The organism is Neisseria sicca (assembly GCF_003044565.1).
Lineage (GTDB): Bacteria > Pseudomonadota > Gammaproteobacteria > Burkholderiales > Neisseriaceae > Neisseria > Neisseria sicca_A.
This window is the reverse complement of sequence record NZ_POXG01000001.1, coordinates 634,744-657,818: the sequence shown is the minus strand read 5'-3', so window position 1 is coordinate 657,818 and position 23,075 is coordinate 634,744. Positions and strand designations below refer to the sequence as shown.

The window sequence follows — 23,075 nt, the reverse complement described above, 5'->3', positions numbered from 1 at the left end:
TTAAGCATCACAACTTAAAGCGTTTTCAATAAAACTAAGGAGTAAAAATATGGCAATTCCTGCTTATATGTGGTTGAAAGACGACGGCGGTTCCGTTATTAAAGGTTCTGTTGACGTCAATGGTCGCGAAGACAGCGTTGAAATCGTTGAATTTCTGCACAATGTCCGTATTCCTACGGATGCCAATACCGGCAAATTGACAGGTACTCGCGTTCACGAACCTATCGTATTGTTCAAAGAATACGATGCTTCTTCACCATACCTGTACAAAGCAGTAACAACTGGTCAAACTTTGAAAGAAGTAGAAATCAAGTGGTACCAAATTGACGCTTCCGGTCAAGAGAAAGAGTATTTCAATACCAAACTGGACAACGTTAAAGTTGTAGCAGTAGGTCCTGTAATGCACAACATCAAAGATCCTGCTCGCGAACGTTACAATCACTTGGAACGCGTTGAATTGCGTTACGAAAAAATCACTTGGACTTATAAAGACGGAAACATCATTCATTCCGACAGCTGGAACGAAAGCCGCGCTTAATAATCCACATAAAGTGCTGCCTGATAAAGGTAGCACTTTTTTATAACACATTTTTACATCAGGGATATCAAATGTCTGCACATGATCAAGCATTATTATTACGTCGTCTGAACACGCATTGTCAGCAGGCGATGGAAGCTGCAGCTGGCTTATGTCAAACACGAGGTCATGCCGAAATTACGGTTGACCATTTATTTATCAAATTGCTCGAACTAGGGGATGGAGACGTTAATGCCTTATTGAGGCGTTACGAAATTGATTTAGAAAATATTTGGAATCCTTTGTTGAGTACGATGGACAAACTTCCACGCAATGTTCGTGGTAATCCTTCTTTGTCTAAATCATTGATTAGTTTATTGTCGGATGCATGGTTGTTGGCAAGTGACGAAGGTGCATCTGAAATCCGTTCGGCTTTCCTATATCAGGCATTGCTGAAATCTCCTTACCGTCTGATGACGCAGGAAGCATGGCCCTTATTAAGCCTGACTGAAACACAGATAGGTCGTCTGAAAACTTGGTTGGACGAAGTTTCTATCGAAGGTGAGAATAATACATTTGCGCAGCCGGCTTCAGAAGAAGGTCAGCATACAGTTTCAGCGGAATCTAAACCCCAACAAACCGCTACAGCAGGACAAAACGATGCGCTTGCACGTTTTACCGTCAATTTGACTGAAAAAGCCGCTCAGGGCGGTATTGACCCTGTATTTGGACGTGAAACTGAAATCCGTCAAATGATGGATATTTTATCGCGTCGCCGTAAGAACAACCCTATTTTGGTTGGCGAACCGGGTGTCGGTAAAACTGCATTGGTAGAAGGTCTGGCATTGAAAATCGCTTCAGGCGAGGTGCCTAAGATATTGGAAAACACCCAAGTATTGGTGTTGGACTTAGGTCTTCTGCAAGCGGGTGCGGGGGTGAAGGGCGAATTTGAACAACGCCTGCGCAATGTTATCGAGGCTGTTCAGAATTCTGAAGAACCCGTTTTATTATTCATCGACGAAGCGCATACGTTAATCGGTGCAGGAAACAGTGCAGGCGGCGCGGATGCAGCCAACCTCTTAAAACCGGCTTTGGCGCGGGGTGAATTGCGTACCATCGCAGCGACAACCTGGAGCGAATACAAACAATACTTTGAAAAAGACGCCGCGTTGGAACGCCGTTTCCAAATGGTCAAAGTTGACGAACCCGATGATGAGGCTGCGTTCACCATGCTCCGCGGTTTGAAGCAACGTTATGCCGCTTACCATAAAGTCCATATTCAGGACTCCGCCGTCATCGCAGCCGTACAACTTTCCCGAAAATATATTACCGGCCGCCAACTGCCGGACAAAGCCGTAGATTTGTTGGATACGGCAGCCGCACGCGTCCGCATGAGTTTGGATACCGTGCCTCATATTTTCGGTTTGATGGATGCCCAAATTTCTTCACTGCAACGCGAGCTGGAGGCATTGGATGCCGACAAGCAATTAGGTCGTCTGAATGCTTCGCAGCAAGATAACATTCGACAAGTTGAGCAAGAGATTGCCCAATTGAATGAAGAGCGCGAAGAAATGAACCGCCGATATCAGGAAGAAAAACAATTGGCGGATGAAATCCAATCCTTGATGGAAGCTGCCAAGAATACAGAATTGACTTCTGAAGAGCGACAAGCCGCGCAACACAGTCTGACCGAGAAACAGCAACAGCTTGATGCCGTTGTCGCGGGCAAACCGTTGATTTTCACCAGCGTTGATGAGACCGTAATCGCCGATATTATTGCCGATTGGACGGGCGTCCCCGCAGGCAGCGTTCTCAAAGACGAACTGGCAAACCTGCTGCAACTGGAAAGCCTGCTTGAGAAACGCGTGGTTGGGCAAAGTGAAGCCATTCATGCTATCGCGCAAAGTTTGAGAGCCGCTAAAGCTGGTTTAAAAACCAACGATTCCCCATTGGGCGTATTTCTGTTGAGCGGTCCGTCCGGCGTAGGTAAAACAGAAACGGCGCTGGCTTTGGCAGATGCGCTGTTCGGCGGCGAAAAATCGCTGATTACCATCAACCTGTCCGAATACCGCGAAGCGCATACCGTTTCCCAACTCAAAGGCTCGCCTCCGGGTTATGTCGGTTATGGCGAAGGCGGCGTTTTGACCGAAGCAGTACGTCAAAAACCTTACAGCGTTGTATTATTGGATGAAGTCGAGAAAGCCCATAAAGACATTCTCAACCTTTTCTACCAAGTCTTCGATAAAGGCATGATGCGTGACGGCGAAGGTCGGGAAATCGATTTCAAAAATACCGTTATCCTGATGACGTCAAACTTGGGTGCAAACGAATTGACCCAATTGCTGCAACCGCAAGAGCCTGAAGAAACAGAAGAAGCTGTTGCGGAAGAGGGTAAAGAGCAAAGCGCGCAAGAGCAGATTGTGGACACTGAAGTCGAACTTTCTGCACAAATGCCGGATGGCTCGTCTGAAAACGCCGGCGTTTCAGACGACCCTGTTGAAACCGATGAAACACCTGAATTCAGTCTGGAAGAGTTGGCAGAAGCGATTCGTCCGATACTGACAGACCATTTCCAAGCCGCGCTGTTGGCGCGTATGCAGGTTGTTCCTTATCGTCCGTTGGAAAAAGAGGCATTGGCTCAAATCGTCAGACTGAAGCTGGACAAAATTGCTGACCGACTGTACGAAGCCCATCAAACACGCCTCAGTTACAGCGAAGATTTTGCAGCGCTTCTGGCTGATTCTTGCACTACCGGCGATAGCGGCGCACGCAATATCGACCATTTGCTCAACCGCCAAGTCATGCCTGCTATCGCGCAAAGCTTTTTGCAATGGCAGCAAACCGCAGGGCATATGCCTGAACATGCAAAATTGGAGTTGGGCGAAGACGGAATAGACGTTTTATTTGAATAATGGGAAGAGAATAGGTCGTCTGAAATTATTATGTTGTTCAGACGGCCTTTGTTAAACTTTCACTTTATTGATAACGCATCCCGAGAGTCATTCGAAAGGTCGTCTGAAAAAAAGCTTTTCTTAGTTCAGACGACCTTTTATAGCTAACGTATCGTTGAAACCCATTATATATGGTGGATTAAATTTAAATCAGGACAAGGCGACGAAGCCGCAGACAGTACAGATAGTACGGAACCGATTCACTTGGTGCTTCAGCACCTTAGAGAATCGTTCTCTTTGAGCTAAGGCGAGGCAACGCCGTCCTGATTTAAATTTAATCCGCTATATTGGGATTGCGGCTTAATCGGGTTTTATGCAGTGTATTGATAAATATTGAGAAAATAATGTCTTGTTACTCTCTTTATATTGTGTCAAAACACGGATCTTTAAAAGCTGTTCTACGAACGAATGGGTTTGATATCGCTCAGACTCAGCCTGATAAAAAAGGCTGAATAAAAGCGATAGCTTTGTTATAATGAAACTATAGAGATTTCCATCAGTTTCTTGGCATTGCGCCGTTTTATCCATATCAACGAAAGAGGAAAACAAAATGTTTCCAGAATATCGCGATTTAATTTCAAAATTAAAACAAGAAGATGCGCATTTTGCACGATTGTTTGACGAGCATAACGAGCTGGATGACAAAATTACCGGTTTGGTAAACAACCCTGTTACCAGCGGCTCTGAAGAAATCGAAGAGCTGAAAAAAGCTAAATTGAAACTGAAAGACGAGTTGTACGCTCTTCTGCAAAAAGCAGCAGGCAAATAATTCGAGTTTCTCAGGTCGTCTGAAACCGATATCGGGATTTCAGACGACCTTTTTGTTTGCGGATGAAACGTAGGACGGGATAAGGCAAGGGAAGTACAGACAATAAACAGGTGCTGGTTTATTGCATGAATACAAAGCAAATGTCGTCTGAAAACGCTTGCACATATAGTGGATTAACTTTAAACCAGTACGGCGTTGTCTCGCCTTAGCTCAAAGAGAACGATTCTCTAAGGTGCTGAAGCACCAAGTGAATCGGTTCCGTACTATCTGTACTGTCTGCGGCTTCGTCGCCTTGTCCTGATTTAAATTTAATCCACTATATATTTTCAGACGACCTTTTTCATTCCATTTACAGCCATTGCGCCAAGGATTCGGTATCCAAGTCCCATTGCCAGACGCCGTTGTCCGTGCCGTCCAATCCGCGCAGGAAGAGGTATCGGATGGCGAGTTTGGGTAACGGCTTGCCGCGCAGTTTGAAATAGCGGGCTACGGCGATGGCGTAGATGAGCGCTTGCAGGTAGTAGTGGTGCTCTGCTACGGCTTCGTTCATGGCTTGTTGCGTATAGGCTTCGGCGCTGTCGCCCAGATGGTTGGATTTGTAGTCGATGATGCATACGAGGTCGTCTGAATCTTGGCAGACCATGTCAATGAAGCCGTTGAGAAAACCTTGTACGTCTTGGAAATCCAATCTTTCCGCGGCTTCGATACATTCCGGTGGCAGTGAGCTGTTTTCGCGGGCAAACCAGCGGCGCAGGTCATGGAGTTTGAAGTCTTCGGTGTAGAGGGTAAATCCCATTTCCGGAAGGCGGCGCTCGGGTGGGATTTCAGACAGGCTTTGTGCAACAAGGCGTGTTTTGCGGCAGGTGTCGAGCATTTGTTTGACGGCATCTGTCCAGAGCAGGTCGAAGCCGTAGCGGGTTAAGGTTTCGGCTATCAGGCTGCTTTGGCTTTCGGTGCTTTGGGCAAAGTCGAATTTTTCCAACATTTCATGCAGGCAGACGCCGGCGTTGGCGCCGCGCGGGAAATGGTGGATGTCGGTGTTTGGGAGGTCGTCTGAAACGGGGAGGGCGGTTTCAGACGACCTTTCTGTTTCGGCGGCGGTTTCTGCGGGGTCGAGTGCGGGTTGTAATTCTTCGCGCTCGTCGTCTCGGGTTTTGACTTGGCGGCTGAGGCCGGTAAAGCTGGTATGTCGGATGAACTGAAATCCGCGGGCAGGGATAACGGCGGCTTGATAGAGGTCGTCTGAAAGATGGCGGTTTTGCGCGGCAGCGGGTTGCGGCGCGTCTTCGGAAAAGCTGAAGTCGGTATGTTCGGGAGGATTTTTGAGGAAACGCAGCCAGTTGTTTTTCAGCATTTGCAGCTCGCCTAGGGCTTTGTTTGCTTTGCGTTCTTGTTCATAAGCTTGGCGGGTATCCGCCCGATTGCTGTCGGCGCTGCCTTCAAGCAGGTAGGCGAAAGGGGAATCGGCGGTATCGCCGCAATGCGCGGCATGGAGGACGAGCTGCTCTTCGGCGCGGGTCAGCGCGACGTACAGCAGGCGTAGGCGTTCCGCCATTTCTTCGTCGGCAAGGTGGATACGGTCTTCATCGTTGAGTTGCGATTTGGCAAGCAGTTCCGTAGTGTGGTCGGCGGTGTGGAGGATTTGCCAATCGGAGGGCTTCATGTCTTTCGCGTCCCAAACGAAAGGGCAATAGACCAAAGGATATTGCAAACCTTTGGAGGCATGCATGGTGACGATTTTGACCAGTGCTTCATCGCTTTCAAGCCGTAACAGTCCTGATTCGCCGACAGAGCGGTCTTGCGCCAGGCTGATTTGGTCGTTGAGCCATTGATGCAGGGCGGCGGGGCTGAGGCTTTGTCCTTCTTCTTCGGAGAGGCATTCTAAAAGCTGATGGAAATTGGTGAGACCGCGCTCGTCGCCGCGTGCAAGCAATCCGGTTTCGATGCCGTGCAACGAGGAGAAGTGTTGCAGCGCGGCATAAATCCCGCTTTTCCGCCAAATGGCAACGGATTCGGCGGAGGTGTTTATCCAGTTTAATAATTCGGCTTCGTTGCGGTTGAGTTGATACAGGGCTTGCGCGTCGTAGCCGAACAATGTGCCGGATAAGACAAAGCGCAGAGAGCCGATTTGTCCGGGATTGAGCCAATAATCCAACAGCGCGGCAAGGGCGAGGGCTTCGGGCGTGGTGAAAACCGATTCTCTTGAGAGCAAAACGCTTTGTATGCCGCGCGTTTTCAGCGCTTTTGCCACCATCACGCCTTCGTTAAACGTCCTGACCAAGACGGCAATATCGCCCGAAACGACTGGTCTGTCTTTGAATTTCAGACGACCTTCGGCAGCTTCGTTGAGCGTGTGGGCGATTTCGTCGGCGCAATATTCGGATGCACGGCGGCGCAAGATGTCTTTGTTGAGCACTTCGTCGTCTTTGCCGTTGAGCCAGCGTATCTGTATGGCGGTGCGCGGCGGCGAAAGCCGGCTTTCGGAACGTGCGGCGCCGACTTCGGTATAGTCTATGCCGTCCAAGACGAAAGGACGGTTTTTGCAGCGGAACAATGCGCCTATGCCGTTAATCAGCTTGGCATGGCTGCGGTAATTGGTCGCCAGCGTGTAGCTGTGTTGCGCGTCGGCTGCGGCTTGCAGATAGGCGTAAATGTCGGCGCCGCGAAAGCTGTAAATGGCTTGTTTCGGGTCGCCGACTAGGAATAAAGGCTTGTTTTGGCTGATGAAGATTTTTCGGAAGATCTCGTATTGCAGCGGATCGGTGTCTTGAAATTCGTCAATCAAGGCGATGCGCCAGTTTTGCGCCACCGCCTGAGCCAGTGAATCGGCCTGCGGGTTGTCGGTTAATGCGTCATAAACATCAAGCAGCAAATCGTCGAAACCGCGTTCGCGCTTGGATTTTTTCTGTTCGTTCAGACTGGCATTAAGATGGTCGAGCAGGTCAAGATGGAGCAGGGTAAGCGTCTCTTCTTCGGCTTGCGCAATGGCAGCCGAATCTGCGCCGAGATTCGCCAATATCTGCAAATCGGCAAAGGCGGCAGCATCGGGAGTATTGCCCTTTTTGACTTTGGATGCTAAAGCTTCTATGGCAAACATAGGCAGCTTTTCTGCCGTCGTTTTGCTAAAAGAAGGAAGGGTATCGGATTGGGAGGCGGATTGGAGTTCGAGAAAGACGGTTTTGAATGTTTTTTCTTGATAGGATTGCCCATTTAATATCGGACGGATGCGCCAGAATGTTTCTTCCAAAGCGTCCAGTTTGGAACGCACTTTTTCCCATGTTTTCCGAAAGTTTTCCTGCGCGGCGACTAGGTCTGCTTCGGGTCGTCTGAAAACCAAATACGGACGGCTGACGAACTTTTGTATTGCCACCAGCATGGTTTGCGGCGTTTGGCGGCGTTGGAATACCAACTTCGCTAAAACGGGATGATTGACGATGCGGTCGCGCCAAAAGTCTTGGGCAGGAATCAACAGGCGGTCACGGTTGTCTTCGGTCAATTCGACATCCATAGGCGCGCGGCACAAAAATGCATAATCGCGCAAAATGCGTTGGCAGAAACCGTGAATGGTATAAATCGCGGCGTTGTCGAATTGTCCGATGGCGGCTTTGAGGCGGACAATCAGCCGCCCCCGACTTTCTTGAGCCAATGCCTGTTTGAGCAAACCGGTTAGAAACACATCGCCCGGATGATTGTCTCGGCAATATGCTGCGAGGTCGTCTGAAAGATTGTCCGTATCCTCCACACTTTCTAAGGCTTGCAACACTTCGTCCAAACGCGCGCGCAAACGGGTTTTTAATTCCGCCGTCGCCGCTTTGGTAAAAGTAACGGTCAAAATACTTTCAACCGGCATCTGCTCAAGCACAACCAAGCGTGTGAACAACGCTGCAATGCCGTAGGTTTTGCCCGTACCGGCAGAGGCTTCAATCAGATTGGTGCCCGATATGGGGATACTTAGGGGGTCGAAGGCTGGAATGGGGGCGTTGTCGGGCATGATAAAAGGAGGGAAGTACAGATAGAAGGCGTAATCATAGCAGAGGTCGTCTGAAAACGGTGGGGAGCTTGGGTATGAAAAAAAGCTTTAGCTTGGTTGTATGGAAGGTTTGAGATTTTCGGTTGTGTTTCGTTAGAGTTAATCGAAGATATCAACCGTAGAAATGGGGTGCGGAAAACAATAAAAACGGCAGCTTTTTGGGCTGCCGTTTTCTTTTGTGCGATTAAGCTTGATCTTCAGGTTTATCAGATGACTCTTGGGTTTTATCAGATGGCGCTTGAGCGGTTTCTGATGACTCTTGAGCTTTATCCGATGACTCTTGAGCGGTTTCTGTGGAAGCAGGTTCATGTTGATTGATTGCTTCCGGAGTTTGCGCTGCCGACTCGGTTTCAGGTTGTTCCGGATTGTCCTGACGCAGATTGTAGCTGTAATCTTTAGGCGGGCTAGGTTGTTTGCCTTCCATAATTTCCAGCACTTGATCGCGGTCTATGGTTTCCCAATCCATCAAGGCTTTACACATGATTTCCATCTTGTCGCGGTTTTCATCAAGGATTTTGTAAGCCACTTGATACTGCTCATCCAAGATGCGGCGAATTTCTGCGTCGATGTCTTGTTGGGTTTTTTCGGAAATATTTTGAGAACGGGTAATGCTGCGTCCCAAGAATACTTCGTCTTCGTTTTCCGTATAAACCATCACGCCCATTTTATCGCTCATGCCGTAACGGGTAACCATTTCGCGCGCCATTTGGGTGGCACGTTCGAAATCGTTGGATGCGCCGGTAGAAATACGGCCGACGAAGATGTCTTCGGCAATGCGTCCGCCAAACAGAATCGACAATTGGCTCAGCATTTGGTCTTTATACATGCTGATACGGTCGCGTTCAGGAAGCTGCCAAGTCAAACCGAGCGCACGACCGCGCGGCATGATGGTCACTTTGTGAACAGGGTCGGTAAACGGCAGACTTTCGGCAACAATCGCATGACCTGCTTCATGGTAGGCAGTCGCACGTTTTTCGTCTTCGTGCATCACCATGCTGCGGCGTTCGGGACCCATATAGATTTTGTCTTTGGCATCTTCAAAATCGCTTTGGTCAACTTTGATTTTATTGCGGCGGCCTGCAAACAGGGCGGCTTCGTTGACCAAGTTCGCCAGATCTGCGCCGGAGAAGCCGGGTGTGCCGCGTGCCAATGATGACAAATCTACGGATTCGTCCAAAGGTACTTTTTTCACATGGACTTTCAGGATTTGTTCGCGACCGCGGATATCGGGCAGCGGAACAACAACCTGACGGTCGAAGCGGCCGGGGCGTTGCAATGCTGGATCCAGTACGTCGGGACGGTTGGTTGCGGCGATGACGATAACGGTATGATTGCTTTCAAAACCGTCCATCTCGACCAAAAGCTGGTTCAAGGTTTGTTCGCGTTCGTCGTTGCTGCCGCCTAAGCCTGCGCCACGTTGGCGGCCGACGGCGTCGATTTCGTCAATAAAAATGATACAAGGGGCGTTTTTCTTCGCTTGTTCAAACATATCGCGCACGCGGCTTGCACCGACGCCGACGAACATTTCAACAAAGTCAGAACCTGAAATGCTGAAGAACGGCACACCGGCTTCGCCTGCGATGGCTTTTGCCAGCAAAGTCTTACCCGTACCTGGGCTGCCCGCCAGCAAAATGCCGTGCGGAACGCGACCGCCCAAGCTTTGGTAGCGGGTGGGGGATTTCAGATAATCAACGATTTCTTGTACTTCTTCTTTTACTTCATCACAACCGGCAACATCGGCAAAGGTAACTTTATTGGTTTCTTTGTCCATCAGGCGGGCGCGGCTTTTACCAAAAGAGAATGCGCCGCCTTTACCGCCGCCGCCGCTTTGCATACGCATGAAGTAGAACCATGCGCCAATCAGCAGCAATACCGGTAGCAGGCTGAAAAACAGGCTGGTAAGGATACTCGGTTTTTCTTCAGGTATAACGTTTACGCGGACTTTGTTGTCAAGAAGCGTTTTGACCAAATTATCGTCTAAAGGCGCATTGGTAAAGAAAGAGGTTTTATCGGTGCGTTCGCCTTTAATCAGATAACCGATGATAGCGGAGCCTTCGATTTTGACGTTGCTCACTTCACCGTTGTTTACCTGTTGGATAAATTGAGAGTATTCGATTTGCTGCTTGTTTTCCTGCTTGCTGGTCAGTGCGTTGAACGCGGCCATCAGACCGACGCACAAAGCAACCCATAGCAGGATTGACTTAAAGGTATTCCCCACTTAGCCAGACTCCATGATATTAAGATAAACGAAAGGAAGATTTTAAAACACGCTGTCTGTATTGTCAGCGTTTATTTTTCCCTAATAAATAAATCTCACTGGAACGATTGCGTGATGCTTCGGGCTTGCGCGTCTGCACTGTCCCGAAGATTTCGCGCATGGCTGCCATATATTCCTGATAGCCCGCTCCCTGAAATACTTTCACCAAAAAGCTGCCGCCCGTTTTTAAGTGATTGACTGCAAAGTCCAAAGCCAGTTCGCACAAGTAAAAGCTGCGTGCTTGGTCGGTTACGGCGTTACCCGACATATTGGGTGCCATATCGCAAATTACAAGGTCTAGCGGGCGGGAGTCGAGAAGGGTTTCAAATTGCGCCAATACCTCATCTTCCCTGAAGTCGCCTTGAATAAATGAGACACCTTCTATTTCATCCATGGGCAGTATATCCAATGCGAACACGCGTCCTGAATTGCCGACCAGTTTTGCCGCGACTTGCGACCAGCTTCCCGGCGCACTGCCTAAATCCGCCAAAACCGTGCCAGGTTTGATTAATTTGTCTTTTTCGTTGATTTCCAGCAGTTTGTATGCGGCGCGGGCGCGATAGCCGTCTTTTTTCGCCATGTGGACGTAATGGTCGTTGACGTGTTCGTGAAGCCAGGCTTTGGATGATTTGGAACGTACTGCCATAATATATTTAATGATTTAGAGAAACGCCGTATTGTACGTTATTTTCCCCCGAGATTGCGCCAAATCGCGTACAATGCCGCATTATTCTTTCTTTTCAAGCACTAGAACATGACTGACAATAAATTAAGCACTAAAGAAATTTTGGAATTGAAAGCCCGCGCGCATCACCTTCATCCCGTTGTAATGGTGGGACAGCAAGGTTTGACCGAATCCGTTATTAAGGAAACCGATGCCGCCCTGACGGCGCATGAGTTAATCAAGGTCCGTGTATTCGGCGATGACCGTGCCGAGCGCGTTGAAATTTGCAATGCGCTGTGCGAAGCCGTTGATGCGCAACTGGTTCAGCATATCGGTAAACTCTTGGTGTTGTGGCGTAAAAACTTAGAGGGTTGATTCTTCAAGAGCATATTCAGACATCTTAAGGACAGATGTACAAAAGGTCGTCTGAAAATATTTATGACTCTTACCAAGTGTTTTTGTTATGCGCTCGTAAAATCAGGAAAATCGATAAACTCTCTAAGATTGATTACTGTCAATGGGAACACACCCGCAGTTTTTAAAGCTGCGGATTGGCTATACTAACGATAGGAGCACATCATGAAAGCATTATCTGTTGCACTGGTTTTATTGACTTTGGCAGGCTGTCACAATACTTGGAACGGCGTTCGGGAAGATGGTTCACGCATTATCGGGCGTTCTGTCAGCGGTATTGGGCATGGTATCGGTAAGGCAGGTCAGGCATTGGAACGTACCGGCAGCAGAATCGACAACCGCCAACAAGTACAGCCTCAAATGTCCGGACAGAATCAATATCCCTACCCGGCGCAGAACCAATATCCTGAGCAGAATCAATACCAATATTAAGCCTTTTTTATGGATAACCCCGATTACACGGTTTGTAGTCGGGGTTTTGGTTTTTCAGACGACCTTTATCCTGTATGATTCAGAATTTGCAATGAAATAGGCATAACTTTCGCCGTCTTCTCACTTATATTGATAACAAGATGAAAAATCTCACTTTCTGGCTTCTGCTGCTGGCTGCGGCATTCGGTTTTTTTTATTACCAGCAAAACCATAGGATTTCCCATGACGAGCTGATTCATGCTGAGTCGCCGCATGACAGGTCTTCCGTTTCGTCATTCGGCGGATTGGCTTACCTGAACTTTTTGCGTGCAAACGCGGGGTTGCCGACTTTGGCGCATTCATCGGTTTTAGAAAAATCTGCCCGCAATCATGCGCGTTATTTGTTGCAGAACCCTGAAGACGGTCATGACGAACGTCATCGCAGCAATCCGTTTTTCACGGGCAACCGTCCGGCGGAACGCGCCCAAAGGGTCGGTTATTTTTATGATGGCGTACATGAAAATATCAGCACCGGTTTTTACCCGTATCCTGAAGAGGTAGATACCCATTTGCCTGTTCAGCAGCAGATTGACGGTTTGATGACCGCCATTTATCACCGCTTCTCTCTGTTGGAACAAGGCATTGATGAAGCCGGTGCAGCATTTGAGCATCGTGATGGGCGCATATCAGTCGCCATCAATCAGGGAAATCATCAGTTTAATTTTTATTGCGGTTTAGGCAGGGTTTATCCTGAACCGGGGCGGCGTTACTATCAAAATGCCTGCAACAACCATGCCATTGTTTATGCGGACGAAATCAAGGCGCAACGCGAGTTTCTTTATGTCGTTTATCCGCAAGGCAATTTTGCCATGCCGGATTTTCACGGCGAACATCCCGACCCCATGCCCGGCTACGAATTTACCGGCAATCCGGTCAGTATTGCTTTTGCGGAATCTGCCGGAAAAATCCGAATGAAGTCTTTCAAGCTTTACCAAGGCAAATCCGAAATAGAGAAGGTCAAGGTGATGACGGCAAGCAATGATCCGAATCATACGTTTTCTGATCGACAGTTTGCCTTATTTCCCTTGTCGCCTTTGGAATACGATACCGCGTATCGCGCCGTATTCGAGTATGAACGCAATGGCAAATCTAAAAAAGCCGAATGGACTTTCAGAACGAAAAAGCCTGATTATCCTTATTTCATCGTTAAGGGCGGAGAGAAACTGGCTATTGAATCGGGCAAGAAATATTTCATTCATTGGAAGGATTTTTGGTGTCAGCGGGAATGCGAGGAGTATGTTTACCGCCAACGCGGCAAAGCGAAACTTGAAGTCATGGAGCGTCAGATCGGCGGTATGGTGGTACGGGTTACCGGAGATAAAGGAGATGATGTCCGTTTAACGCCGAAAGAAGAAAATGATAAGGCAGTCTTGCTTTATATCTGGCAATAGGCAATCAAGGTCGTCTGAAATCCAAACAGGTTTTCAGACGACCTTTTTCATACGCAATAAGGTAGGGTAGGGCAATATATAGTGGCTTAACTTTAAACCAGTACGGCGTTGCCTCGCCTTAGCTCAAAGAGAACGATTCTCTAAGGTGTTGAAGCACCAAGTGAATCGGTTCCGTACTATCTGTACTGTCTACGGCTTCGTTGCCTTGTCCTGATTTAAATTTAATCCACTATACTTTTTATTTGGGTAAACCGTAAAACTGTTAGAATAGCGGAAATTTTATTTCTTGTTTCTCAAACAACGATCCGCATCCGAAAATTGCCGCCCATACGCGTTATGCCTTTGTCTGTATCGGACTGATGATGCTTTCTTTCCTGATATATGTGGTTTTGGCAGTGTTTGATTTGGGTTTGGATATGCCGATGCGGATTGCGCTGAACCGTTTTTCGCTTTTTTTAATCTTGCTGTCTGCGTTTTTGGGCGGCGTTTTTTCAATCCGAGTAGCGGTGCTGCGAAAGAAAATGGGGGGTATGACATGAACCAAGTTGATAACATTCCAGAAGAAATCCGTTTGCAACATGACCGATCGGCTTTGGTTTTGGTTTATCGCGGCGAACGCAAAACCCTTCCTGCCGAATTTCTCCGCGTTTACTCTCCCAGCGCGGAAGTGCGCGGGCATGGCGCAGGACAGGATGTCTTGCAGACAGGTAAAGCAGAAGTCACGATTTCCGATTTGGACCCCGTCGGTCAGTATGCGCTCAAAATTACTTTTTCAGACGGTCACAATAGCGGCTTGTATGACTGGGCTTATCTTTATAAATTGGCTTACGATTATGATGCGCTTTGGCAGGATTATCTCCGCAGAATGAAAGAAGCCGGAGCTTCTCGAATGCCGAGTGCCGATGACCTCGTTGCCGGTAACAAACATTCCTGCGGCAGCGGCAGTTGCGGCGGGCATCATTGATTGCTGAGCGTATCGATTCTTTTGAAAGCGTCAGATGGACATCACCTTTGTTCCTTATACACTTTTTGCCTTCACTTATCGCGTTTCACCCATTGATTTGATTTTTATTTCCGAACAATATGCGCGAAGCCATTTTTTTAGCGGGATTGAAGATGCAAGCCAAAGCAGTTTGGCAGAGTTGGCGCAGGCATTGGAAGAGTATTACGGCGTCAGAAATGAAAAGAGTGCGCTTGATGCGATAAACGGATTCGATCAGAACGTTTATTTTTGCGTCTTAATTTCTGCCCTGAAGCGAGCGAAGGGCAACGCTTCGAATATGCCCGTTGAGGCATTTATAGTCGAATTTTTGGATGATCATGCCGTCAAAACCTATTTCGATCAGTTTGGCGTTGAATATACGGAATCAGACTTCAACAAGCAGAAAGCCTTTCTTTTAAGGCTGACAAAATATTTTTTCCGAAAGAAAGATGTTTCTTATTTTGAACGTTTCTGCACCGATGCCGCTGATTTCTATGCATTATGTGAAAAGCAAAATATGCGCGGATTTGATTATGCGCGGATTGTACAGATTATCAGCAACAGCTTTGCAGTCGGCTATTTAAAACGTCAGGATTATGAAAAACTGATTGAATTTTACGGCGAAAAAATATTAAAAATGTTCGGCAGCTGGGAGGAGTACATCGCAAGTTATATTTTGGGAGGTGCTTATTGGGATTTCAAAGGCATAGGCACGAAAACGGATTTGAGCGAAAGAGGTGCATCGGTCTATATCGCCATTACCTCGCCTTATGATGCTTTCGCGGCAAGCGGTATTTGGACAGACAGTTGGGAACAGGCAAAAAGCAGGCTCTGTTCGCTGCTTGAAAAATATATCAGCCTGTCGGACATCAAACAAAATCAGGAAAATGTCGCGTTACTCTTAAAAGATTATGAGGACGAAAGTTCGAAAATCGGTCTGACAATGGCTGATTTTACCGACATGATCGACATTTATTACACGGATTTCCTAAATACGTTTAAAAGCCGCCGTTGTGAAGCCTTATTGACCAAAGTGAATGAAGTCCAATCCTTTATTTCCCCGGTCGATACTTTAGAGATGAGTTCTTCCTTGTTTGAGGAAACCAAAAAATTATTGGATGCCTTTAAATTGAAGCTGGAACCGGGCGAGTGGCCCATCTTGGCAAACACCTATTCCGCATCAAGCAGCTTTGGTATGGCTGATGCGCTGCTGACCAACCGAGGTATTTATCTGAAAAAAGGCGTTTTATTTTTCAAGAAACTATACAGAATCGACTGGAAAGATACGGTCTTGAGGGTACAATGCCACTACACGGGAGAATTGCGCTGTTATCTCAATAAAAAAGATTATTTGGCAATCAATCTGCTGGACTATACCAAGCTACTTCACAAAAAGCATACAGTGGATGACGATAAAAACGCCATCACCTTCAGAGATGAAATTTCAGCATTCGGCGTAGCCATGAACAAATTGAAAGACAGGTTTGCCTCTCAATGATTAAACTTTCAGACGACCCCTAGAACAAGGTCGTCTGAAAATCGAAATACCGTTTAAACCATATTGATTACAGATTATTTTAGGAAAGAGCCTCTATGAGCGACCACAAAACCCATTTCGGTTTCACTACCGTAAACGAAGAAGAAAAGGCAGGTAAAGTGGCTGAAGTGTTCCATTCCGTAGCCAAAAACTACGACATCATGAATGATGTCATGTCTGCCGGCCTGCATCGCGTTTGGAAACATTTCACCATCAATACCGCTCGTCTGAAAAAGGGCGATAAAGTGCTGGATATCGCCGGTGGTACAGGAGACTTGTCGCGCGGCTGGGCCAAGCGTGTGGGCAAAGAGGGCGAAGTCTGGCTGACCGATATCAACTCCTCCATGCTGACCGTCGGCCGCGACAGGCTGCTTAACGAAGGTTTGATTTTGCCCGTATCGCTTGCCGATGCCGAAAAATTACCGTTTCCTGACAATTATTTTAACCTGGTTTCCGTCGCCTTCGGTCTGCGCAACATGACCCACAAAGATGCCGCCCTCAAAGAAATGTACCGCGTGCTCAAACCGGGCGGAACGCTCTTGGTATTGGAATTTTCCAAAGTCTACAAACCACTGGAAGGCGCATACGATTTGTATTCCTTCAAACTACTGCCGGTCATGGGTAAACTCATTGCCAAAGACGCAGACAGCTATCAATATCTGGCAGAATCCATCCGCATGCACCCCGATCAAGAAACCTTGAAACAAATGATGCTGGATGCCGGTTTCGACAGCGTCGATTACCATAACATGAGCGCAGGCATCGTAGCCTTACATAAAGGCGTGAAGTTCTGATATTGGACTTGGCTGAACTATCTGTTTGATACGAATAGATTATTTAAAAGAAGTCGCTTCATATCAATAACTGGAAAAGGGTCGTCTGAAAACCGATTAACAAGGTTTTCAGACGACCTTTGTTCGTTGTATCCTTTAGATAAATAAGGTGATGTTTATCGTTGCATTCGATGGCATGAGGTCGTCTGAAAACAAGGAAACCGTATGTTTGATTTGTACCGTGCTTTAACTGCTGACGGTATTGCGATAAGCAGTTCTGCCGATTATGTTTCGGATAAGAAGGCGTCGCTTGAAGATTATTGTCGCGATGTGATTGCGCTTTTGACAGGCTATCCGCCCGCCCGTTTTTATTTCGTCCGCTTTTCCGATGAAACGGTGTCTATCGATACACCGCTTGGCGAGGCGCGTTGTTTCGGTAAGTATGGTTATGGCGGGGCTTATTTTGTCGTTGGTGCAGACGGTCGGGTATGGCTGTATTCGCCCGAAGCGGAAAATGCTTGGGATAAGGAGCTGGTGTTTGCCAACAGCAGTTTGGATTTGTTTGTGCAGACTTATTGCCGTTTGATGGCGGCGGTGTTTCAGCTCAAGTCAGGCTTTGTTGTGAAAGGCGGGTTGCCAAAAGATAGAGAGATAGCCGAAAACTTGACCCGTTGGCTGGAGCAAGCTGATCCTGAGGCGGCTGCGGAAGATGCTTTTTGGGGACAGTTGCTGTATGAGCTGGAGGACGGCTTTTTTCCGTTGATGGATAATCCGGTTACGCGGGATGTCGGTATGCCGGAGCATCGTTATTTGGAGGTCGAGAGGCCGTCTGAAAACAGTTAGGACGGTTTTTCAGACGACTTTTTGGAATGACCGACTACGTTGCAATCTTGTTTATCATTTATATTTTGAAAATTTGGAGAAAATAATGAAATCAGTTGTACTCTTGGGTTCTGTTTTACTGTTGTCGGCGTGTGGCTCGATGCAGAGTCAGGTTGTGAAGAAAAACGTTTCTTTCGATCCGGGCATTCAGGCACAAATCCGCTCGTATGGTTCATACGGTTCGGATTTGATCCGCATATATCCTGAAACGGACTGCGCAAAATGGGAGGGAACAAAACGGAACGCGGTAAACCGTCGTTTTGTCAACGGATTGCCGCGTAAGGTTAGGAATATTTCGATCGGTATTCCGCCTACCGAGTTGAGCCGTAAAACGGAAAAAGACACCGGATTCGTTTTCCGTGATTCTTATCGCGAGATGGTCGTATCGGGGAATCAGCCTGTGGTTTTGGACGGCGCATTTTCGTCTCAAACGAGAAATCAACATTATAGTTGCCGAGTTGCCGCTTCTTTCACACCTAAGGCAGGCGAGGCTTATGAAGTCCGCTATCTGTCAGAGGAAGATGGATGCGACATTGAGGTTTACCATATCGGTCATGAGGAAAAAGACGGTGTCCGCCCAACCAAAAAACTTACGGCAAACTATTGCGCAAGGCCGGGAACAAGCTTTTAAAGATGTGGTACGAGAAATTTAACTTTCTCAGCCGCGAAGCGCCCGCATCTGATGAGGATTTGGCGTGTTTTTTTCAGACGGCGGACAAGCACATTGGCGATGAAAGTATTTGTGCTTTGACGCAGACTTTCCCCGAAGCGGGTGTGGCGGAGAAATTTGCCGCCACCGGTCTGCGGCTGCCTGATTATTTTTATATTCCCGAAGAGATGGAGCAGCTTTGGCGTTATGCCGTAAGCGGCGAAATCGAAGGAAACGGGCGAGAATTCGGCTATTTTTCGCCGAAAGACGTGGTGGAATTTTATTTTAGTTACGAATTTTGGTTTTACGCCCCACATTTCCTGCCGGTTGCCTTTGACGGCGGCGGTGTATTTTATGCTTATGATTTCCGCCAGCCTGACGATTTACAGATTGTGTTGGCGGATTCGGGCTTCTACGGAGAAAAAGAAGGCGAATACACGCCTGCGGGTAAAACGTTGGCAGAAGTTTTAAGTCGGAAGCCTGATTGATTCGTTGCTTGCGATCAGACCAAAACAAAACTAAGGAGATACAAAAATGAAGATTACTTCGCTGGATCATTTGGTTTTAACCGTTGCCGATATTTCCCGCAGTATTGATTTTTACACCCGTATTTTGGGTATGGAAGAAATCACGTTTGGCGAGGGGCGTAAGGCTTTGTTGTTTGGCAGGCAGAAAATCAATCTGCACATGCGCGGGGCGGAAGTTGTGCCTCATGCTGAAAATGCTGCCTGCGGTACGGCGGATTTGTGTTTGTTGACGGAGACGCCGTTGGAGCAGGTTTTGGAAGAATTGGCTTCGTACGGTGTGGAAGCCATCAGCGGGATTGTTCCGCGCACGGGAGCGGTCGGCGCGATACGGTCGGTTTATTTGCGCGACCCTGACGGCAATCTTTTGGAAATCAGCCGTTACGAATAGGTCGTCTGAAATCCCGTTTTCTGCAAAAAAGGCTGCATCATGAATACCGTTTCCATCCAAAACCTTTCCCACCGCTACGGCAAGACCCTTGCGCTTGACGATGTGTCGCTGGACATTCCGAAAGGCGCGACGGTCGGTTTGATCGGGCCGGACGGCGTGGGTAAATCGACGTTGCTCTCGCTGATGGCGGGGGTGAAGGTGATTCAGGACGGACGGGTGGAAGTGTTGGGCGGCGATATGGCGGACAAGGACGTGCGGCGGGACTTGTCGCACCGCATCGCCTTTATGCCGCAGGGTTTGGGGCGCAACCTGTATCCTACGTTGTCGGTGTATGAGAATATCGATTTTCACGCGCGGCTGTTTGGTTTGGACGGGCAGGAACGCACGCGGCAGATTGCGCGGCTGATGGAGGCGACCCGCCTTGCGCCGTTTTCCGGCAGGGCGGCGGGCAAGCTATCGGGCGGGATGAAGCAGAAGCTGAGTTTGTGCTGCGCGCTGGTACACAGCCCGGATTTGCTGATTCTGGACGAACCGACCACGGGCGTGGATCCTTTGTCGCGCCGCCAGTTTTGGGCGTTGGTGGACGATTTGCGGCGGGAACACGCGGGCATGACCGTGATTGTGGCGACCGCCTATATTGAAGAGGCGCAGCGTTTCGAGCGGCTGCTGGCGATGGACGCGGGCAGGCTGCTGGAAAACAAGCCCACTGCCGATGTGCTGGCGGGTTATGGCACCGACGTGTTGGAAGAGGCCTACGTCAAAATGCTGCCGCCGGAGAAACAGCAGGGTTCGGGTGGTTTGGACATTACGCCGTTCGTCCCCGAGCCCAATGCGCCGCCCGCGATGGAAGCGCACGGGCTGACCAAGCGTTTCGGCGATTTCACTGCTGTGGATCATGTCAGCTTTACCATTCAAAAAGGCGAGATTTTCGGCTTTCTCGGCAGCAACGGCTGCGGCAAGTCCACCACCATGAAAATGCTGACCGGTTTGTTGGAAGCGACCGAAGGCGACGCCACGCTGTTGGGCAAGCCGATAGACGCGGGCGGCTTGGACACGAAAATGCGCGTCGGCTATATGTCGCAGGCGTTTTCGCTGTATGAAGAGTTGAGCGTGCGCCGCAATTTGGATTTGCACGCCAGACTCTACCAGATGGGCGCTAAAGGCGCGGCGGCGGTGGAAGAGGCCCTGCAACAGTTTGATTTGGCGGACGTTGCCGACACCGCGCCCGCATCGCTGCCGCTGGGCATCCGCCAACGCCTGCAACTTGCCGCCGCCTGCTTGCATCACCCTGAAGTATTGATTCTGGACGAACCGACTTCGGGGGTCGATCCCGCCGCGCGCGATATGTTCTGGCGGCATCTTCTGAAACTCTCCCGCGAAGACAAAATCACCATTTTCGTTTCGACCCACTTTATGAACGAAGCCGCCCGCTGCGACCGCATTTCCTTTATGCACAAAGGCCGCGTGCTGGCGGTGGGCACGCCCGCCGAACTGGCGGCAAGGCAGAATGCGCCGGATTTGGAAGAAGCGTTTGTGCAGTATCTGATTGAGGCGGAATCGGATAATGGGCATTCCCAACAAGGTAGGTTGGGTCAAGACCCAACAATGCTTTCGGATTCGACAAGGTGGGTCTCGACCCAACCTACGGCTAAGGCGGCTGATTTTTCAGACGACCAGTATGAACAGAACGCAAAGTCGTCTGAAAGTGAGCAAAGCGAGTTTCGTCAAAATACAGATGGTGTGCATTTCGAACGGGGTAGGTTGGGTCAAGACCGAACAATGCTTTCGGATTCGACAAGTTGGGTCTCGACCCAACCTACGGCTACGGTGGCTGATTTTTCAGACGACCTGTATAAACAAAACGCAACGTCGTCTGAAAACGAACAAAGCGAGTTTCGCCAAAACGCAGATGGCGTGCATTCCGAAAAAGGTAGGTTGGGTCAAGCCCCAACGATTCCTTCAGATTCGGCAAGTTGGGTCTCGACCCAACCTACGGCTGCGGCAGCTGATTTTTCAGACGACCAGTATGAACAGAACGCAAGGTCGTCTGAAAGTGAACAAAGCGAGTTTCGTCAAAATACAGACGGCGACGGCGTGTATTTTGAACAGGGTAGGTTGGGTCAAGACCCAACAATGCTTTCGGATTCGGCAAGTTGGGTCTCGACCCAACCTATGGCTACGGTGGCGCAAGCCACGCACGCGGAAATGGCATCGGATAACGGGCATTCGCAGTTTTCAGACGACCCTGAAAAACACCATCCGAGGCCGTCTGAAATTCCGTCGGTAACGCCCGACACCCAAAATTTCAAATACCGTTTTTCCATGATTTGGACCTTCGCCCGCCGCGAAGCCAAAGAGCTTTTGCGCGACAAAATCCGCCTGTTTTTCGCCGTGTTCGGCCCGTTGATTATCATGGCGTCGGTATCATGGGGGATTTCGTTTGACGTGCGGAATCTGAAATTCGCCGTTTACGACCGCGACCAAACTGCCGCCAGCCGCGAGCTGGTCGAATATTTCGATGGTTCGCGCTACTTCCTCCAACAGCCGCCGATACAGTCCGAAGCCGAAATCGACACCGTGCTCAAAAGCTCCGGTGCCATATTGGTCATCGATATTCCGAGCGGTTTCGGGCGCGATTTGGCACGCGGGCTCAAACCCGAAGTCGGTTTTTATGTGGACGGCTCCATGCCGTTTAACGCCACCAATATCCGCGGCTACATCGGCAGCCTGATTACCGCCTACACTAAAGACCGCATCGCCGAAAGCGGGCTGCCCGTTTCGCTCAAAGCCCCCGCCGGCATCGAACCGCGCTTTATGTACAATCAGGATTTCGACAGTATTAACGCCATCGCTCCGGGCGTGATGATGCTGGTGTTGATGATGATCCCCGCCATGATGTCGGCGGTCGGCGTGGTGCGCGAACGCGAAATCGGCTCTATCGCCAATTTCTACGCATCGCCTGCCGCCGTGGCGCAATATCTGATCGGCAAACAGCTTCCCTATATCGCCGTCGGCATGGTCAACTTCGCCGCCATGATGCTGATGATTATTTACTTGTTCGGCGTGCCGCTCAAAGGCTCGTTTGCCGGACTCGCCATCGGCACGCTCTTGATGGTGTCCGCCACCACCGCGCTGGGGCTTTTGATTTCCTGCTTCGTGCGCTCCCAGCTTGCCGCCATCTTCGCCACCGCCATCATCACTATGATCCCCGCGCAAACCTATTCCGGCTTTCTCTACCCGCTGTCCACCATGGAAGGTGGCGCGCTGATTATCGGCAAAACCTTCCCGTCGTCGTGGTACTACACCGTCAGCGTCGGCAGCTTCACCAAAGGGCTGCACACCGCCGACCTGCTCCATGAATACGCCGCCATCGCCGCTTTTGCCGCCACCAGCCTGATTCTGGCGTGCGTGTTGTTGAAGAAACAGGAGAAGTGAGAGGTCGTCTGAAAACTCAGCAGGCGGGTCTTGATGCCTGATTTGTTCCTTAACCCACTATAAAGGAAGAAACGCCATGAACCGAATAACCCTGTTTGACGGACTGGCCGAACGCTACGGCGCGGTGGCAGAATATCCGTGGGCGAAATTCCCCGACTTTGCCGTGTTCCGCCACACGGGCAACCGCAAATGGTTCTGCCTTTATATGCCCGTGCCGTCTGAAAAACTGGGCATGGGCGAGGGCGGTCTGACGGAAATCGTCAACGTCAAATGCCGCCCCGAACACATCGGCGCATGGCGCGCGACGGCAGGCATCTTGCCCGCCTACCACATGAACAAAGAACATTGGTTGAGCATCGTATTGGCGCAAACGCCCGCAGAAAACGTGTGGCGGCTGATAGATGACAGCTTCGTGCTGACGCGCTAGGATTGATTAAC

The 23,075-nt window shown here is 49.3% G+C and carries 18 protein-coding genes; 15 read left to right on the top strand and 3 right to left on the bottom strand.

Translation table 11 applies throughout. The features are described 5' to 3' along the window. Nucleotides 1-49 precede the first annotated feature (49 nt). The 3 genes from DBZ16_RS03565 to DBZ16_RS03545 all read left to right on the top strand — a co-directional run bounded on the left by DBZ16_RS03565 (nucleotide 50) and on the right by DBZ16_RS03545 (nucleotide 4,237). Nucleotides 50-538 (top strand): Hcp family type VI secretion system effector, encoded by a 489-nt coding sequence (locus tag DBZ16_RS03565; RefSeq protein ID WP_003760091.1) that lies wholly within the window; start codon nucleotides 50-52, stop codon nucleotides 536-538. 71 nt (nucleotides 539-609) lie between these two features. After that, the gene (gene tssH / locus DBZ16_RS03560) at nucleotides 610-3,429 is read left to right on the top strand and encodes a type VI secretion system ATPase TssH (protein WP_107812938.1); all 2,820 of its coding nucleotides are present in this window, start codon (nucleotides 610-612) and stop codon (nucleotides 3,427-3,429) included. 589 nt (nucleotides 3,430-4,018) lie between these two features. Next, the gene (locus tag DBZ16_RS03545; RefSeq protein ID WP_003760086.1) at nucleotides 4,019-4,237 is read left to right on the top strand and encodes a YdcH family protein; all 219 of its coding nucleotides are present in this window, start codon (nucleotides 4,019-4,021) and stop codon (nucleotides 4,235-4,237) included. A gap of 349 nt (nucleotides 4,238-4,586) precedes the next feature. Here DBZ16_RS03545 and recB read toward each other — a convergent pair whose 3' ends face one another. From recB to DBZ16_RS03525, 3 genes are all read right to left on the bottom strand, one after another. After that, on the bottom strand, nucleotides 4,587-8,228 hold the full coding sequence (gene recB / locus DBZ16_RS03535) for an exodeoxyribonuclease V subunit beta (protein ID WP_107812936.1): 3,642 nt from the start codon (nucleotides 8,226-8,228) through the stop codon (nucleotides 4,587-4,589). A gap of 223 nt (nucleotides 8,229-8,451) precedes the next feature. Continuing rightward, nucleotides 8,452-10,485, bottom strand: coding sequence for an ATP-dependent zinc metalloprotease FtsH (gene ftsH, locus DBZ16_RS03530; protein ID WP_107812935.1), 2,034 nt, complete (start codon nucleotides 10,483-10,485; stop codon nucleotides 8,452-8,454). 64 nt (nucleotides 10,486-10,549) lie between these two features. Continuing rightward, complete coding sequence (locus DBZ16_RS03525; RefSeq protein WP_107812934.1) at nucleotides 10,550-11,170, bottom strand: RlmE family RNA methyltransferase; 621 nt, start codon at nucleotides 11,168-11,170, stop codon at nucleotides 10,550-10,552. A gap of 108 nt (nucleotides 11,171-11,278) precedes the next feature. Between DBZ16_RS03525 and yhbY the strand changes: the two genes are divergently transcribed. The 12 genes from yhbY to DBZ16_RS03455 all read left to right on the top strand — a co-directional run bounded on the left by yhbY (nucleotide 11,279) and on the right by DBZ16_RS03455 (nucleotide 23,064). Continuing rightward, nucleotides 11,279-11,563, top strand: coding sequence for a ribosome assembly RNA-binding protein YhbY (yhbY, locus tag DBZ16_RS03520; protein ID WP_107812933.1), 285 nt, complete (start codon nucleotides 11,279-11,281; stop codon nucleotides 11,561-11,563). Between the two features lie 204 nt (nucleotides 11,564-11,767). Further along, nucleotides 11,768-12,034 carry a hypothetical protein gene (locus DBZ16_RS03515; RefSeq protein WP_003760069.1) on the top strand — a complete coding sequence of 89 codons (267 nt, stop codon included), beginning with the start codon at nucleotides 11,768-11,770 and terminating at the stop codon, nucleotides 12,032-12,034. 140 nt (nucleotides 12,035-12,174) lie between these two features. Beyond that, nucleotides 12,175-13,464 (top strand): CAP domain-containing protein, encoded by a 1,290-nt coding sequence (locus tag DBZ16_RS03510; protein WP_107812932.1) that lies wholly within the window; start codon nucleotides 12,175-12,177, stop codon nucleotides 13,462-13,464. 535 nt (nucleotides 13,465-13,999) lie between these two features. Further along, nucleotides 14,000-14,428: a gamma-butyrobetaine hydroxylase-like domain-containing protein gene (locus tag DBZ16_RS03495; RefSeq protein WP_107812930.1), complete on the top strand. Its 429-nt coding sequence runs from the start codon at nucleotides 14,000-14,002 to the stop codon at nucleotides 14,426-14,428. A 34-nt stretch (nucleotides 14,429-14,462) separates the two neighbouring features. Next, a complete protein-coding gene (locus DBZ16_RS03490) occupies nucleotides 14,463-15,944 on the top strand; it encodes a DUF1266 domain-containing protein (RefSeq protein ID WP_107812929.1) in 1,482 nt (493 codons plus the stop codon). Between the two features lie 95 nt (nucleotides 15,945-16,039). Further along, the gene (gene ubiE, locus DBZ16_RS03485; RefSeq protein ID WP_003760056.1) at nucleotides 16,040-16,777 is read left to right on the top strand and encodes a bifunctional demethylmenaquinone methyltransferase/2-methoxy-6-polyprenyl-1,4-benzoquinol methylase UbiE; all 738 of its coding nucleotides are present in this window, start codon (nucleotides 16,040-16,042) and stop codon (nucleotides 16,775-16,777) included. A 204-nt stretch (nucleotides 16,778-16,981) separates the two neighbouring features. Further along, nucleotides 16,982-17,599 (top strand): SUKH-4 family immunity protein, encoded by a 618-nt coding sequence (locus DBZ16_RS03480; RefSeq protein WP_107812928.1) that lies wholly within the window; start codon nucleotides 16,982-16,984, stop codon nucleotides 17,597-17,599. Nucleotides 17,600-17,753: 154 nt separating this feature from the next. Then, nucleotides 17,754-18,269 carry a hypothetical protein gene (locus DBZ16_RS03475; protein WP_240600211.1) on the top strand — a complete coding sequence of 172 codons (516 nt, stop codon included), beginning with the start codon at nucleotides 17,754-17,756 and terminating at the stop codon, nucleotides 18,267-18,269. Between the two features lie 2 nt (nucleotides 18,270-18,271). Continuing rightward, on the top strand, nucleotides 18,272-18,775 hold the full coding sequence (locus DBZ16_RS03470) for an SMI1/KNR4 family protein (protein ID WP_107812926.1): 504 nt from the start codon (nucleotides 18,272-18,274) through the stop codon (nucleotides 18,773-18,775). Between the two features lie 46 nt (nucleotides 18,776-18,821). Continuing rightward, nucleotides 18,822-19,202 (top strand): VOC family protein, encoded by a 381-nt coding sequence (locus DBZ16_RS03465; RefSeq protein ID WP_107812925.1) that lies wholly within the window; start codon nucleotides 18,822-18,824, stop codon nucleotides 19,200-19,202. A 39-nt stretch (nucleotides 19,203-19,241) separates the two neighbouring features. Next, the gene (locus tag DBZ16_RS16305) at nucleotides 19,242-22,637 is read left to right on the top strand and encodes an ATP-binding cassette domain-containing protein (RefSeq protein ID WP_107812924.1); all 3,396 of its coding nucleotides are present in this window, start codon (nucleotides 19,242-19,244) and stop codon (nucleotides 22,635-22,637) included. Nucleotides 22,638-22,713: 76 nt separating this feature from the next. Further along, nucleotides 22,714-23,064 (top strand): MmcQ/YjbR family DNA-binding protein, encoded by a 351-nt coding sequence (locus tag DBZ16_RS03455; RefSeq protein ID WP_107812923.1) that lies wholly within the window; start codon nucleotides 22,714-22,716, stop codon nucleotides 23,062-23,064. The last annotated feature ends 11 nt before the right edge of the window (nucleotides 23,065-23,075 follow it).

Bases quoted from the DNA above. Each gene is read 5' to 3' on its own strand.
- DBZ16_RS03480 (WP_107812928.1), top strand. From the start codon at position 16,982: ATGTTTGATTTGTACCGTGCTTTAACTGCTGACGGTATTGCGATAAGC.
- DBZ16_RS03490 (WP_107812929.1), top strand. From the start codon at position 14,463: ATGGACATCACCTTTGTTCCTTATACACTTTTTGCCTTCACTTATCGC.
- DBZ16_RS16305 (WP_107812924.1), top strand. From the start codon at position 19,242: ATGAATACCGTTTCCATCCAAAACCTTTCCCACCGCTACGGCAAGACC.
- DBZ16_RS03515 (WP_003760069.1), top strand. From the start codon at position 11,768: ATGAAAGCATTATCTGTTGCACTGGTTTTATTGACTTTGGCAGGCTGT.
- DBZ16_RS03470 (WP_107812926.1), top strand. From the start codon at position 18,272: ATGTGGTACGAGAAATTTAACTTTCTCAGCCGCGAAGCGCCCGCATCT.
- DBZ16_RS03455 (WP_107812923.1), top strand. From the start codon at position 22,714: ATGAACCGAATAACCCTGTTTGACGGACTGGCCGAACGCTACGGCGCG.
- DBZ16_RS03565 (WP_003760091.1), top strand. From the start codon at position 50: ATGGCAATTCCTGCTTATATGTGGTTGAAAGACGACGGCGGTTCCGTT.
- DBZ16_RS03525 (WP_107812934.1), bottom strand. From the start codon at position 11,170: ATGGCAGTACGTTCCAAATCATCCAAAGCCTGGCTTCACGAACACGTC.
- DBZ16_RS03545 (WP_003760086.1), top strand. From the start codon at position 4,019: ATGTTTCCAGAATATCGCGATTTAATTTCAAAATTAAAACAAGAAGAT.
- DBZ16_RS03495 (WP_107812930.1), top strand. From the start codon at position 14,000: ATGAACCAAGTTGATAACATTCCAGAAGAAATCCGTTTGCAACATGAC.
- DBZ16_RS03465 (WP_107812925.1), top strand. From the start codon at position 18,822: ATGAAGATTACTTCGCTGGATCATTTGGTTTTAACCGTTGCCGATATT.
- ubiE (WP_003760056.1), top strand. From the start codon at position 16,040: ATGAGCGACCACAAAACCCATTTCGGTTTCACTACCGTAAACGAAGAA.
- tssH (WP_107812938.1), top strand. From the start codon at position 610: ATGTCTGCACATGATCAAGCATTATTATTACGTCGTCTGAACACGCAT.
- recB (WP_107812936.1), bottom strand. From the start codon at position 8,228: ATGCCCGACAACGCCCCCATTCCAGCCTTCGACCCCCTAAGTATCCCC.
- yhbY (WP_107812933.1), top strand. From the start codon at position 11,279: ATGACTGACAATAAATTAAGCACTAAAGAAATTTTGGAATTGAAAGCC.
- DBZ16_RS03510 (WP_107812932.1), top strand. From the start codon at position 12,175: ATGAAAAATCTCACTTTCTGGCTTCTGCTGCTGGCTGCGGCATTCGGT.